This is a genomic window from Acaryochloris marina MBIC11017 (assembly GCF_000018105.1).
GTDB classification, from domain to species: Bacteria; Cyanobacteriota; Cyanobacteriia; order Thermosynechococcales; family Thermosynechococcaceae; genus Acaryochloris; species Acaryochloris marina.
Window position 1 is genome coordinate 3844802 of record NC_009925.1, and the last position, 13906, is coordinate 3858707.

At 49.1% G+C, this 13906-nt stretch carries 10 protein-coding genes; 3 read left to right on the top strand and 7 right to left on the bottom strand.

Annotated elements, in window-relative coordinates; all coding sequences use genetic code 11:
- Positions 1-47 precede the first annotated feature (47 nt).
- On the top strand, positions 48-959 hold the full coding sequence (locus AM1_RS17195; RefSeq protein WP_012164152.1) for a DUF4349 domain-containing protein: 912 nt from the start codon (positions 48-50) through the stop codon (positions 957-959).
- Here the strand turns inward: AM1_RS17195 and AM1_RS17200 are convergent.
- On the bottom strand, positions 949-2259 hold the full coding sequence (locus tag AM1_RS17200; RefSeq protein ID WP_012164153.1) for an aminopeptidase P N-terminal domain-containing protein: 1311 nt from the start codon (positions 2257-2259) through the stop codon (positions 949-951). The genes AM1_RS17195 and AM1_RS17200 overlap by 11 nt on opposite strands.
- Positions 2260-2365: 106 nt before the next feature.
- A complete protein-coding gene (locus AM1_RS17205; RefSeq protein WP_012164154.1) occupies positions 2366-2767 on the bottom strand; it encodes a DUF4189 domain-containing protein in 402 nt (133 codons plus the stop codon).
- A gap of 293 nt (positions 2768-3060) precedes the next feature.
- Here AM1_RS17205 and AM1_RS17210 point away from each other — a divergent pair, with 293 nt between their 5' ends.
- Complete coding sequence (locus tag AM1_RS17210) at positions 3061-3897, top strand: sulfite exporter TauE/SafE family protein (protein ID WP_012164155.1); 837 nt, start codon at positions 3061-3063, stop codon at positions 3895-3897.
- A gap of 188 nt (positions 3898-4085) precedes the next feature.
- Here AM1_RS17210 and psbQ read toward each other — a convergent pair whose 3' ends face one another.
- Complete coding sequence (gene psbQ, locus AM1_RS17215; RefSeq protein WP_012164157.1) at positions 4086-4535, bottom strand: photosystem II protein PsbQ; 450 nt, start codon at positions 4533-4535, stop codon at positions 4086-4088.
- Positions 4536-4725: 190 nt separating this feature from the next.
- Complete coding sequence (locus AM1_RS17220) at positions 4726-7332, bottom strand: M1 family metallopeptidase (protein ID WP_012164158.1); 2607 nt, start codon at positions 7330-7332, stop codon at positions 4726-4728.
- A gap of 271 nt (positions 7333-7603) precedes the next feature.
- On the opposite strand from AM1_RS17220, the gene AM1_RS17225 reads away from it, so the two are divergent.
- Positions 7604-9031 carry a DUF4034 domain-containing protein gene (locus tag AM1_RS17225; protein WP_012164159.1) on the top strand — a complete coding sequence of 476 codons (1428 nt, stop codon included), beginning with the start codon at positions 7604-7606 and terminating at the stop codon, positions 9029-9031.
- Positions 9032-9125: 94 nt separating this feature from the next.
- On the opposite strand, the gene AM1_RS17230 is transcribed toward AM1_RS17225, so the two are convergent.
- The 3 genes from AM1_RS17230 to AM1_RS17235 form a co-directional block, all read right to left on the bottom strand.
- Complete coding sequence (locus AM1_RS17230; RefSeq protein WP_012164160.1) at positions 9126-11453, bottom strand: COG1470 family protein; 2328 nt, start codon at positions 11451-11453, stop codon at positions 9126-9128.
- A gap of 494 nt (positions 11454-11947) precedes the next feature.
- Positions 11948-12052, bottom strand: coding sequence for a photosystem II reaction center protein I (locus tag AM1_RS38745; RefSeq protein WP_010475848.1), 105 nt, complete (start codon positions 12050-12052; stop codon positions 11948-11950).
- Positions 12053-12105: 53 nt separating this feature from the next.
- Positions 12106-13719 (bottom strand): hypothetical protein, encoded by a 1614-nt coding sequence (locus AM1_RS17235; protein ID WP_012164161.1) that lies wholly within the window; start codon positions 13717-13719, stop codon positions 12106-12108.
- Between the last annotated feature and the right edge of the window lie 187 nt (positions 13720-13906).

Sequence of the window (13906 nt, forward strand, 5' to 3'; positions counted from 1 at the left end):
AGGTTGAAACCCACCATAATCAGGGCAATGTAACATTTGTCAGGGTTATGACAGTAGAACACAAACGCTTTACTGCACCTTTGTGGGGAACGGTAGTCGGAGCTGTGCTCTTGGCTAGCTGCTCAACGCCAATGACTGAGACCGTTTCGGAGTCGGGTGAAGCACCCCAAGCGGCCCAGTCAGAGTTAGCTGACCTCAGTAATAATGTGTCTGCACCTGCGGATGCTGCTCCACCGAAAGCTGAGCCGCAACTGATTAAGCGGGCCAATATGACCCTACGGGTTGAAAAAGTAGCCCCGGCCCTCAAGGCAGTCGCCAAAATTGTCAAAACACAACAAGGTGATGTGGTGGGCCTGCAGGATCAAGTGCCTCCAGATGAGTCAGTGCGTCATCAGGCATCTATGGAATTGCGCATCCCCCAGACTAAATTAGAGGCCACCCTGGAGCAGTTAGCCCAGATTGGCAAGGTACAGAACCGTTCGATTGAAGCGGAAGATGTGTCTACTCAACTGGTAGATTTTCAAGCCCGGCTCAAAAATCTTCGCAAGTCAGAAGAAGTGGTGTTGAAGATTATGGATCGATCTGGCTCTGTGGCGGATGTTCTCAAAGTTTCGCAAGAGCTGAAAACAATTCGCCAACAGATTGAACAAATCGATGCTCAGGTGAAACGGTTACAGGCACAAGTCGCCTATTCAACAGTGAATCTCAGTTTGGAATCTGCGATCGCAACTACGCCACCCCAAGCTTCCCTCGGCGAACGCCTCCAAGAAGCTTGGTCCCAGTCTACCCATGCGGTAGTCAATCTCACCTTTGGCATCCTGGGGTTTCTGGTGTGGGTTGTGGTCTTTTTGCCTTACATTCTTGGCCTAGTCTTGGTGCAATTTGTGGTTAAACGGTTGATACAGCGCCGGAGTAACGGAACCGTGACAGCCGCCAATAACGAGTCCATTAGTGGGTAAGGGAGGCAATGGATTTAGGAACAGCGGCCGTGAGAACCTCATGACCTGTTTCTGTGAGCAGCACATCATCCTCAATGCGAATCCCAATTCCTCGCCATCGCTCGGGTACTTCTGGCTGATCTTCGTCTAGTTGAATATCGGGACCGATGTAAATGCCAGGTTCTACCGTCACAACATGTCCGGCTTGTAATGGCTGCCATGTGTCCTTATCCTTTTTGTAGACGCCCACATCATGGACATCTAGCCCCAACCAATGGCCTGTGCGGTGCATGTAAAAGGGTTTATATTTTTCTTCTTCAATCAGCTTATCGACCTCGCCTTTGAGTAAGCCCAGATCGACTAAGCCTTGGGTCAGGACTTTGACCGCTGCGTCGTGGAAGGCGTTGTAAGGATTGCCCGGTTGCACTTGTGCGATCGCAGCTTCTTGCGCAGCTAAAACTAACTCATACAGGGTCTTTTGCTCTGCCGTAAATGTCCCACTGACGGGAAAGGTGCGGGTAATATCGGCGTTGTAATACTGATAACTGCAGCCTGCATCAATCAACAGTAAATCTTGCTCCTGGAGCTGGCAGGTATTTTCCGTGTAGTGCAAAATGCAGCCATTGACCCCCGCTGCCACAATGGAAGGATAGGCGGGGCCTAAGCCACCTCGTAAACGAAACAACCGTTCCATCTCTGCTTGGATTTCATATTCATAGCGGCCAGGTTGGGCGACTTCTCGGGCTAAATTATGCGCTTCGACAGAAATATCAATAGCCTTACGCATCAAATCTAGTTCAGTCTCACTTTTAATCAGCCGCTGAGGATGGAGCACTGTCATGGGATCTTCTAGGGCAACAGGACCAAACCCATCCTTGCGGACTTTGATCAGCGATCGCTGCCAGTGCTTCAAAATCGTTTGATTAAAGGGCTGATCTAATCCCAGATGAAAGTAAATCCGATCGGCACCTGCTAGATATTGGGGTAGATGTTCATCCAGCTCCTCAATGGGATACACGGCATCGGCCCCATATTCTTCTTTTGCGAGATCGACCCCTACTCGATACCCTGTCCACGTCTCCATCAACGGATCTTTAGGTTGCACAAACAGCACAAACTGGTGCTCTTCATGGTGGGGAGCTAGCACGGCCACTGCATTGGGCTCGTTAAACCCCGTCAAGTAGAAAAAGTCACTTTCTTGTCGGAAGTTATATTCCACATCACTATGCATCACCGCCATCGGGGCACTACGAAAAATTCCGGCCCCCGACCCCATGGCTTCCATCAGGTTTTGGCGGCGTTGGCGATATTCTGCTTGCATAAGACGTTCAATCAGGCTGACGAGCTTCTCTACTTATTGTGCAGCAAATTGCCTTAGAGAGCGTTGCGTTCCTGATTTTGGGTGGCCTAGTTGGTGTGATTTAGCGTTAGCGACTAGTGCAGACCCAACGAGTAATTTTACAGTTAGGACCAAATTGTCTACAGGACTGCAATGCAAAGGATTCAGCAGTAGGTCGATCGACCCCCCAACCTGAACCTGCAGAATTGTCTGGGGTCTGTGCTAAGGCTCCACAAGCATTTTGGAACACAACTAGAGACTTACAATCTCCTGTGCCTGAATAGTTTTCACAGTAACGGAGTGCTGCATTTTGGGCCGCCTGAGCAGTTGAATAATCATAGGAATATCCATGACTACCTGTCGCTGTAGAGTATGCGATCGCACCATAATTATTGCCATTGGCTGATGCTGGCTGGACGGCCACGAGACTAACCGTTGGCATGCTAAAAGCCGTGACCATCAATACTTGAGCAAGTTTAGAATGAATCATTAATCCCCCACGATGGTTTTTCAGTGAATAAAAAGTATGTATAAATCGCGTTATTGTTAGACCTTAGTTCGCCCAACCTGCGATTACAGACCTTGCAATAGGCTGCAGATCTAGGGTTCCCTTTCCGGTCTTCTGATCCGAAGTCTTGATGGATCTGCATTTGAGGGAAGGCTAGTTGGGGTCTTATAGTGAGTAGGTAAGCGTGAGAGTCCGTCAGGGTGTATGAGAGGTGTAGCCTCCTGTCTGTCCATAGTGCTCTGGTTTACAGGACAGTCAATGGACAACTCAAAAAAATGGATCCACTCAGTTTAGGACTATTTGCAGTCTTGGGTATTGCAGCGGGAACCTTAGCCGGACTGTTGGGAATTGGGGGAGGCATGTTGATTGTGCCTGGGTTGTTTTACCTGTTTGATTTGATTCAACTGCCCCAAGAATCCCTGATGCATATGGCGGCGGGTAGCTCTATGTGCATTATGATCTGCACCGCTGCGTCTTCGACCTGGGCACACCATCGCCAAGAGCATATTCAATGGTCTATTTTTCGCACCATTATTGCGGGGATTGCTGTGGGTGTGGTGAGTGGTAATTTACTGGCCAATCGGATGCCAACCCAACTTCTAGAGTTGATTTTTGGCATCTTTCTGTTGGTGGTTTCTACCAAAATATTTTTTGAGAAAAAATCTGAGGACGCAGAAGAGCAAACGGTGGGTGCCCCTGGCATCGTGCCTACTAGTGCAGTAGGTATGGTGATTGGGTTTAAGTCAGGTGTATTGGGGATTGGCGGCGGTGCCCTGAGTGTCCCGTTTCTCCTCTATTGTGGCCTGCCTATGAAAAAAGCGAGTGGGACGTCTGCCTCTTTCACGTTACCCATCGCCATTGTGGGAACCCTTTCATTTTTGCTATTGAGCGGGAATCAAACGGCCATTCCCTGGTCAACGGGATATGTCTATTGGCCTGCAGTATTGTTAGTGGCCCCGTTTACAATGCTGGGGGCACCGATAGGGGCTAAATTTGCCGGTATCGTTGCTCCTGAAAAGCTGCGAACGATCTTTGCCGGATTATTACTGGTGATTAGTATGCGGATGTTGTCGGGGACAGGTTTAATTGCCTGGGATTTCCCGCTGGTCTAGCTTTGAGGCTAGATAGACTTCGCACCTATTAAATCCATTCATATCTGGGTTTGTAATTAATAGGTACAAAAAAAGAGTGAATCGCAGCGATCGCATCATTCAGCATGTAACCTGCAATTGATACGCTTGTGGATCTTCGCGAGCGCTGCGTGACACCCTTTAACAACAATTGGCTTGAACGACTAGATTTAGGACAAACCTAGAACAGCATCAAAAGCAGACACAACGGCATCATACTCTTTAGCAGCAGTGGTGGAATTACGCTTAGCAGCAGCAGCATCTAGCTTGTTGAGGTGGTCAGCTAACAATTTGATGGTGCGACGACCACTCTTTTGTGTTGCAGCAGGCAATGAATCACCCAAACGACGAGAGAGGGGACCGAGCTCACCAAGGGGACCACGGATAAAGGTGCGAACATTGTTCCAGTCGCCTTCAGAAACGTATCCTTCTAGCTCAGATAGGCGCCCATACAGTGGTTGTAGTCCTTCTGTATATTTAGAAGCTTGAGCAATAACAATTCCAGTATTAGACCCAGCTAAAGCAGTAGGGGCAATTGTGCTAAAACTTGTCAAAACAAGGGCAGTTGCAAAGGCAACGGCCAATAGGGATTTACAAAATCGTTTAAAATTTAAGATCATTGATTCACAGTCCTCTGCGCATCAGAAATGGGTTTGCCAAGATTTATTGTCGAATTTTCAGGGGCCTTTGTAAAGCTAATCACCTGTAAAGCCCTGCTTTCGGGCTCTTGATTGTAAAGGTTTGTATTTTTTGGCAGGTCTTGCCCCTTAAAGATCGGTCTCTGCCAATTGCATCGGTTTCAATAAACGCCTAGGCTTCTGAAGGCTTGGATTTAGCTTCGAGATCGGCCAGCCGACTTTTTAGCTCTTGATTGGCTTGTTGGAGTTGCTGAACTTCTTCCTGTAAGGTGCTTAGAGCTTGATTGGATTTCACTCTAGCCTGCACTTTTTTGATGGATTCTTCGGCCATCCGTCGCACCCGACCATCGGGGGTTTGGTTGGCTAAGGTTTTGAGGAGTGCTATTGCATTTGGCGTTTCCATTTGTCCCAGGGAAGCAGACACCGACACTTGGGTTAAAAAGAAGCTTTCCCCCACCAGCACCGAGAGCCGATCCAAAATGCGCTGCAGTTGTTCAGGAGATTGGCCAGTAGAGATACTGCCTAACGCACGAATGGCAGCAAGGCGTAACGGTTGCGGTGTTCCCGCTTCGGAATAGGCCAAAATTAAATCGAGGGCGGCAGTAGAGGTTTTCATTTGGCTAAGGGCACCAATGGCCCCAGAGCGCACCACTTCATTCCAGCCTGCCCGGCCTTTAAGGACTGATTTGAACAGTTTGATGACTTTAGTTTCTTTAGGTTTGGTGGTGAGAGTGGAGGCTGCGATCGCACCCACGGCTCGTAACGCACTCGCTTCCACGTAATAACTGGGGTCACCCTTTTCGGCTAAGGGTTTGATGGCTTTGTAACTTTCATCAGTTTTAAAGGTCGCCATGGCTTCCACGACCGCCCGACGAACTCTAGCATCCTGATCTTTCAGTCCGGGCTTGAGGGCGGGCAGCACCTGATCAAGCTTGATTTGAGCGAGCTGTTTGGCCACTTCGACCCGGACGCCCCAGAACCCATCGGTGGTCAGGGCTTCTCCTAAACTCTTGACGACTTCTAAACCCCCTTTTTTCGCCAAGGACTGCGTGGCATAAATGCGAGAGAGGGGATCGGGGTCTTGCTTTAGTTGGGCCTTGAGTTCAGGCATCGGATATTCAAGGGAGACCTGCTTGAGATAGTGATTGCCTTGATCGAAGCTAATAAATAAGGGTTTTTCGGGTAGACCGAAGTAAAAGCTCTGCTCCTGTTCATGGACTCGGACCGTAAAGGTTTGGAACTCCACAGGTTGTTTACCTCGGTCATAGCCAAAGGCAATGGGCAGATTTAGATCAAACAGCTCTTTGGCGCTATTTTTATCTTTGGGATCAACCTGAGTTTGAGTGACCGTTACTTTAGCCATCTGATGATCGGCATCCCAGCTATAGCCCAGCTTATATTCGGGGTGACCGCCCCGATAGACATACTGATCAAATAAGAAGAGCAGATTGCGACCGGTGGCTTTTTCGATGGCCCGCAGTAAATCAATGGTTTCTACGGTTTGGTGAGCATTGTCTTGGACAAAGGTATGGATAGCCCGCCAAAACAGCTCGTCCCCCAACTCGGCCCGAATCATATGGTAGATACAGGCTCCTTTCTCATAGAGATGGCGGTCATACAGCTCAATCGCTTCTCGATAAACATGGGTGACGACGGGGCGACGATAGCGAGTACTGTCCTCATTGAAATAATTGCGTGCTTCTCGCAGCCGGTAATAGGCGGCATCCTCAGCCCCATACTCATGGTTGGTCCACATCACCTCGGAGTAAGAGGCCATGCCTTCCTTAATCCAGGCATGGGACCAATGCTTAATCACGACTAAATCGCCAAACCACTGGTGGGCCAATTCATGGGCCACTAGACTTTCCGCCGCCCGATTATCGATGGCTGCCCGCTCATCCAACAAGCAGCGATCGGTCAGTAGGGTGGTGGAGGTATTTTCCATACCCCCAAAAATAAAGTCATCCACACAGACCTGGGCATACTTGGGATAGGCGTAGGGGTAGCCGTAGTATTCACTAAAAAATTCGATCATCCGGGGCGTTTTGCCCATGGTTAGCTTGGCCTGATCTTCCCTCCCTTTTTCGACATAGTAGGTGACAGGTTTGCCCTGCCACTCATCGATAATTTCCGCAAACTGCCCCACTGCCAGGGTCATTAAGTAAGTCGGATGAACTTCTCGCTGAAGCCAGTGGTAGATTTTTTGCTTACCGTCCACCTCAGTTTCGATTAGCTCTCCATTGGAGATGGCCATATAGGCTTTGGGCACTCGCACTCGAATCTCTGAAGTGGCGAGTTGGCCGGGATAGTCAAAGCAGGGAAACCAAAACCGGGAGTCTTCATCTTCCCCTTGGGTCCAAACCTGGGTGGGTTTGTCGGGGTAATGTTCATCAGCCTGGACAAAGTAGAGACCGCGTTGAGGTTGGTGTACGGCGTATGAGATCGCAACCGTAAACACTTTTCCAGCCCTCGTCGGCTGTTTCAAATGAATCTGTAACTGCTCACCGTCATAGTCAAAGGGCTGTTTGGCACGGCCCACCTTGACGCCTTCAATCTGCAAATCCACCGCATCCAAAACCAAGGTCTTAATCCCACTGCGCACCGGGTTTAAGCGGATCTGACAGGTGCCACCAAAGGATTGACCAGGAATGTCTAAGGTTAGATCCAGAAAAATATGTTCGACTTGGCCTGGGCGATCGGGATTGTAGTGAGGCCGTGCCCCTGCCATTTCAAAGGACTTATGCTTTTTGGTCTCTGAATCAAAGAAAAGATGGGACATCACATTACCTGCTGAGGATGGTGCTAGCTGAAGAGAACTGCCAGCAATGATTGGCTCTCGATCCAGCGTAGCGCTTTATTTGGTACTTAAGGGTTCAGCCATCTTAAAAGTCCTCCTAGCATCCATTACGGGGTACGCAGATACCTTCAAGGCATCATGGGGTTCTCCTCAGATCTCTTAACGGGTAATCATCTGAGCAGTATGATTCCTAAAATCGCCTCTGACTCTCCCCTCCCTGGGCATCCTAAGATTAGTACGCGATCAAAATCACTTGAACTTTTTAGATAACCGTTGTCATGTTCAGCCCCTCCATCACTGCCTGGCCGTGGGGGTGGCAGCTTTATTAGTGAGTTGTCACTCTACCCCTCTGACCTCACCCACGTTAATCGAACGTCCTGCTTTTTCTCAGCCTTCTTTTGTCGCGTCCATCTCTCAAGATCCTGGTGTAGTTCCAGAGCAGTACTTGCAGCGGTACCGACATATTCCTGATGCCGAGGCATGGCGGCAGGATCTTTACGAACACAAAGCGTTTGCCAAAATTGAAAAACGGGTCAACGAGGATTTACAAGCTGCAAGCCAGGATGAGCACAAGTCTAACTTTGTGATGCGTCTGTATGGGGCTCTCTCCGCATTTCCCAATCCCAAAAATGAATATACGCCGCAAGACAAGCAAGACTATCTCCATCAAACAGCCGTTTTACAGGAATGGATGGCTGCCTACCCAGACTCCCATATTCCTTATCTAATCCAAGGGAAATTGCATGTAAAATACGCTTGGAAATTCCGAACGGGACAAGTTGCCCGCAAAGTCACGGAAGAAGGATGGCAGTTATTTCACTACTATTTACAAACAGCAGCCAGTGATTTTAGTGCCGCTAGCCAGCTCGATCCAAATGATCCAAATATCTGGAATGAACTCCTGCACCTAGCAGCTAGAACAAACCTAGATCCCTACACTCCAGAATATTTCTTTGAACAAGGGCTGAACGCAAATCCCTATCATTCAGGATTGCACACGACTTATCTGCAAACCCTATATCCCCAATGGGGTGGCAGCGAAAAGCAGATGCTGGCGTTCGCCAGAGCAGCCCATAAGAAGGGACAAGCCACCCAAAAGCCCATGCTAGGGAATGTTTTGCTTTTGGTAGCCCGAGAGATCGATCAGAAGGATGCAGTTCATCCCATTACCTGGTCAGAAATAGAAACGGTCTATCAAGAGATATTTGCCCAATATCCTGATTACTTGCGCATGAGGTATTACTACGCCCATGATGCGTTAGAGAGAGAAAAATTCGATGTAGCGATTCAGCAATTTGAAATCATTGGGGATCGGTGGACGACGAACACCCTATGGGACGATCTCAATGCATTTCACCGCTCTCGTGTCTTTGTATACTTCAAAGAGGCGGTTCAACTGTATAAGCAAGCAACTCAGCAGCATTATCAGGCCAATACAAGTAAAGAGCATGAGCTAGTCTCTGAAGCTGAGAAAAGAGTGCTGAAAGCACTGGAATTATGGCCTCAAGCATCAGGATATCTATTCCTGGCTGGAATTCACGGCAATATCTACAAAGATATTCCTCAAGCCATTGATTTTGCCAATCAAGCTTTGGCTCTAAACCCCTCCCCAGCTGAACGGGAATATGCAGAAGATTTTATTCAGCAAGCGGAAGGCCTTTTGGCCAGGCAACGTCGATAAGACGTACAGGGTGTTTGATGTCACCCATGCAAACGATTGCCCTTCTTGGTGAAGTCTGAATAAACGGCCATGAAGGGAAGTGTACCTGTATCTCTCATCGCGTTCTTTGCCCCAGAGACACTAAGACATTGAGTTTCCACAAGGGAACCCCTGCTCGTTTGGCGGCGGCTTCTCGGCTATAGCCTCGACGGAGGAGCTTAATGGCGTCTTGGGTTTTATTCCAGGTGGACCCATTGAGCACAATCTTACGGTTTTGGCGGGCGACGACTAACCCACGGGTGACCAGCTGAGCTTCCTTCAGAGCAGCCGGTGAATATTTTGGCTTGGGGCTACTTTTAATCGCTACGCGTGGACGAGGTTGAGGGGGGCGGCTGACTACAGGCTTGCTAACTGGTCGTCGAGGACGAGTTGCTCGAGGTGGGGTAGGTCGGGCCGGTAGAGGAGGCAGAGGATTTTGCCGGAGCACCGCAGGTTCAGGAGAAAATGGGGGGGGATATGCAGCGATAAAAGGTAGGGGTGGTGCTGGTTTAACTTGAGCAGTTTTCTTGGGCTTTGCCTGGGAAACGGGTGGTTTAGGTCTGTTGGTCGGCACTTTGGCGACCGTGCTTCCAATCGCCACTGTTTTCAGGACTTGCTTGCCATTTAGATCGGTAGCTTGTAGGGTAATTGCCCCGGGTTGTTGGGGGTTCAGCTGGTACTTCATCGAGCCTGCTACGGGAATTTTGCCAGGGCTAGGTAAAATCGCAACGCTAGGATTATTGCCCCCCTCTACTTTCCAAGTCAAATTCACATGGTTTTGGCCTGGTTTTAAAACGTATTGTGCCGGCGCTTTTTGACCGTTAATGAGAAAGCTGGCAATTCTTAGATTTTCCGTTTGGACGTTCATTGGCCCAATGGTTTTGGACAAGGTGAACGGTTGCTGCTCTTGTTGGTAAGATGCCGTGATCTTGAAAAAATATTGTCCAGGTTTGCGGGCAGCCGTTGGCACATTCTGACAGGTCAACGTAGGTGTGAAGCGACAATATTTGCTCAAGGTCTCCGGCAGTTTGCCATTGCCTAAACGATACCGTTGTAACAAAGCCGCCTCAGCGTTGTTAGCGTCCACGGTCATAATTTGTACTTCTGTGAGTTGGCTAGGATTAGCAATTTCCCAGTTCAGCTTAATGGGGCCGGGCGTAGCGGCAGCCACAGGCCCTGAAGTCGATGCGTTGGTCCGAGACGCTGGTGCATAAAAGCGGGTAATAAGGGGGACCGCCTTGGGTTTAAAGGCGATTAAACCTGTGGTTTGGGTTGCGATTGGTTCGCTGGCATTATCACTGGAAAAAGCCTGTACCTTGAACTGGTATTTGCCAGGATTGGTGGTTCCTGTGGTAATGCCGGTACATGCTAAAACCCCTGTCTCGGGCTGTTCATATTCACAGAAATTGGAGTTTTGATTGAGGGGGCTTCGTTGCAATTCCTTGGGAATTCCTTGATCAAACCGGAAGGTCTTGGCCACTTCAGATTGGCCTTGGTGTTCCCGCAGAATCACCACCTTTGAAAGCTGTTGGCTATTCTTGACAGTCCAGCTAAGTTGAATATCCTCTTGCCCAGTTTGGGGGACAATCGTTTGGCTAGACCGGAGGGCTGCGATGGCAGGTCCAGTAGGTTGACGCCAGATAAACTGCCACAACAGGGCAGAAGATGTCCCTAGGGCTAATAGCAGTAGTCCCAGGAGTTTGAGGCCATGGGAACGAGGATAGGGCTGCCAAACTAACCCCGCTTGGGCTAGTAATTGCGGTAGTGGTATGCCATTGGTATCTTGCAAATCCACTTGAAATTGAAACTTGCGGCCCTTGCCAAGCCACGGTCTGAGCCACCATCGTCGGGGCTGAACCATCAGGTCTACTTTGCCAGTCTGATCAGGACCTAGATCCAGCTGGACAGGCTCTGCCTTGAAGGTTAAGCCGTTTCGAACAGGCAAGCCTGTGGGTTGCACCGTCAAGACTCTCTCAAATCGTGACGTATTAGTGATCAAGAGCTGGTATACGCCGACGCCATCCTTAACAAAGGTCAGATCTGGCGTGAGCATGATTTCAATATCATCGGCCACCAGAAATTGCAGATAGACTTGGTCTTCCCAGAGAATCCCTCCCTCTGAAGAGACTAACTGCAGCTTCAGTTGATGCTTGCCAATGGCGGCAACTTCAGTAGGGTGGATCAATACCTCAATTTGATTGGGATGGCCCGGATCTGCACTCATGGCGAGGGCACCCAATGTGTAGCAGTCTGAAGGCAGTTGACTTCCCTTGAGTTGATAGTCTTGTCCCTGACTCTCAATATTTTCTACTGTGAGGGTAATCAGTAGCTTGGTGCCTAATTTGAGTGCATAGGGCTGATCTACGGCAGTAACCGGTGCAATCGTAACCTTAGGGGAAGTCATGGGTGAGTCTCTTCGCAGAATTAGAAAATGGTATGGGTCAACCTATCAAGTTGACAAAAGCCTATATCAACTTTACTGACGCTATTAGCAGATAAGCAGACTGTATTCATTGAAATCACTGGTTGAATACAGGGTAGCGTGTCGGTATAAAGATGGTTGGTGCAGATTGGCTGTAAGTAGTGCCAAATTCGATTATGACGGTCTGCTGTGTGTCTCTTTCACTCGTTCTGATACTACCGTAAGGGCGTTGGACCTGTCAGCCGTAGAATCTGGTGTAGAAGGCACTTAAACTATGAATTTTAATTATGTCCATCAAGGAATAAAGCAACGATGGATGCCCAAGATATTCGATATAACTTAAATGCTTGTCCTGGAGTCAAACTCAATTTTCAGCTGAGATGGATACAAAAAACAGTGGGTAAGAAAACTCACCCACCGACATCACACAAAAGATAATCTTATAAAAGAGCCAAAAGTGGCTTGGTATAACTGACTTAAGCTTTGGGGTTGCGAGTGGTGTCACTCGAAATGAAACCAAAGAAGAACAGAGAAATAACGAAGATAATCCAAGCGTAAGTAACGAATTTGAGGATTGCCATAGTGACCTATTTTACCGGTAGAATAGACAGCAATTAAAACTTAATCTTTATTATCATATCGAATTCTTGCCATCTAATCGAGTCAAAACTTTTTGGAAATAAGACTGGATTACAGGCTGAAGTCGCTTCCATGCCCACTCCAAGGCACTTTCAAGCCAGGCCGTGATGCGATCTAACCCAGCTAGAATCCGTTCTAGAGGGTGTTTGTCGTAGCCCACCATCACGGCATCTACCTCAATTTCAATGGAGCCATCTTGGGCATAGGCTGTGGCTGGAGAAGCGGTCGTTTCTAACCCTGGAGATACTTCAGTTGCCAAGATAGAAACCCCAGGGCCTGGCGTTGTTGTTCTGGTTGAGGTTGTTGTTGCTGCCGTAGAAATCTTTTCGCCACCATAGAGGTCAGCCCAAGATAGTCTTGAGAACGTCTGGCTGTGGGGTGGAGCAGCCTGTTGAGTCTGAGTTGTGGGCTGACGGGTGGGTTGAGGGAGTCCCAAGAGGGCCGACATGGCTGAACGCAAGGTGTTGGGAATCCAGGTTGCAGCATACCGAACTGGATTTTCAGGGGGCTGTCCGCCTAAGGTCGGGTCTTGACTGAGAATGCTAAGGCTAGGCTGAAGCTGGGCCTGCTGCTGTTTCCAATGTTGAACGACATAGTCTGATAGGTCTGTTGCGGTGGGACCCATGACTTCCCACGATGCGGTCTCCCATGATGCGATCGCACCATCTAACATCTCAATGGCATCTTGAGTTAGTTTGGGCGTCAGCTGATCAAGGGTCGCGGCTAATCCCTGAGGTAAAGCCAACGGAAGCGGGTAGGAGGTTGCATCCCCGGTTAAGGCCAAGGCTTCCTGAAATAAATTAACTTTTGCAGCCATAGGTCCTGTTTGCATCCAGGTCATGGCCTTTCGGAAGGCTCTCACAGGGGGCAGCATTTGCGATCGCGTTTTTGGCATCGGCAACTGCCGGAAGTTGGTTTTCGCCAGGTGCTGGAAATCTTTGCTGAGGCGTTTTTGTCGGCGATAATTGGCCAACTCCCATACCATCAGCTTGTGCAATTCCCGTTGCTGGGCCGGAGTCAGAACATCGATAGCCTCATTGTCGGGGGTCACCAGGGAGACATGGGTGGATTGTAAATCACAGGCGATTCCCTGAATTTTGACCGCGGGCTCTGAGGTAATGCCCAACCAACGCGTTGCTTTGTTATGGAGAGGGTTTCGTTCCGCCCACCGTTGGATCCACTTCTGGTACCGGACTCGAATCGTAGGACGTCGGTGAGAGAGTCCGTCAATCTGGACGGAGAATTGCGGCTCTTCAGCCCATGCATCATCTTCGGCGTCTTCACCCTGCTCAGGTTCGAGAGTATCAATCTGAATCGCAGCTAATACATTGCGAATGGGACCATCGGCATGGCTCGCCAAGCTATCTTGACTCGGATCTGCCACAGCTTTTAACAATCGCTGGCCTTGCACATCTCCCTGACGGAGGGCCTGTTGGGTGAATCGGGACACTTGAAAGAGTAAATAGATAGGGTACAACCCCATCTGCATTCCCCAGAGGCTGGTGACTTTAGCCTGGCGCAAATTCCGTTGCCATTGCTCCGTCAACTCTCGGGATTGCTGGAGGATGAGATTAAATAATCGGCTCTGGTAACGGCGTTCCGCTGTCATAATTTCAGTGAAATCCTTGCTCTCGCCAGGGAGATTTTCAATTAGGGAAGGTTGCCCATTTATTGTAAGCTCCAATGATCCTTCCAGATGTTTTGGCCTGGGATGTGTTATGTGCCAAGGGAATAGGACAAAGTGAACTCAAATTGATCACTGACAAAAGAGTGATGACTTTTATGTTGGAAAATAG